The sequence below is a fragment of the Novipirellula herctigrandis genome, from assembly GCA_007859835.1.
Classification (GTDB): domain Bacteria; phylum Planctomycetota; class Planctomycetia; order Pirellulales; family Pirellulaceae; genus Novipirellula_A; species Novipirellula_A herctigrandis.
This window is the reverse complement of record SJPJ01000001.1, coordinates 1,235,110-1,235,722: the sequence shown is the minus strand read 5'-3', so window position 1 is coordinate 1,235,722 and position 613 is coordinate 1,235,110. Positions and strand designations below refer to the sequence as shown.

1 protein-coding gene is annotated in these 613 nt (G+C 55.5%); it reads left to right on the top strand.

Annotation, left to right across the window (positions count from 1 at the left end; translation table 11 throughout):
* Positions 1-87 precede the first annotated feature (87 nt).
* Positions 88-522: a ribonuclease E inhibitor RraB gene (locus CA13_RS04310; RefSeq protein ID WP_146394753.1), complete on the top strand. Its 435-nt coding sequence runs from the start codon at positions 88-90 to the stop codon at positions 520-522.
* Positions 523-613: the final 91 nt, after the last annotated feature.

The window sequence follows — 613 nt, the reverse complement described above, 5'->3', positions numbered from 1 at the left end:
GCGGCGTGGCAGGCGAACAGGCCAAAAACACCACTAGTCGCCGCCACGTGATGGTCGGCGTTATCCGAATGAAATGAAGACGCTCCCATGCTGAGATGGCTTCGCCACCAAACCGCGTCCCTCGAGAAATCGGAAACAATTGAGTGGGAGGTCGAGCCTTATCTCACGAACCACGTCCGAGTGTTATTCGAAATTGCACGTAGAGAGGGTGACACCCTGGCTTCCCCACGGATTGTGCGGCATCTTCTTACCTTTCCGGATCGTGAACTTGCCTCTTCGTTTCGTGACTCGATTCCGTGTGGGTGGGCCACGACCTTGTCCGAACGCGTGGATGGCGACGAATGGCAATGCGCATGCGAGCGAGAATGGACTCCGACATTTGCCGATCTGGTGTTGGATACGCACAGATTATGGACGCTCGCGTTATCGTTCCACCCAAGGCTATGGGCGTATACTGGCATGCACCACGAAACTGGTGATCAGTTCTGGTACACTGCTCCACCGTTGTTGGAATACGAATGATCGAGCGGATAACCATTGCGTGCACACTGAGCGGTGGTGGAGACCAACTTCGCTTTCCAATCACATTGACCGCCACCGCCAGGTGACGCTG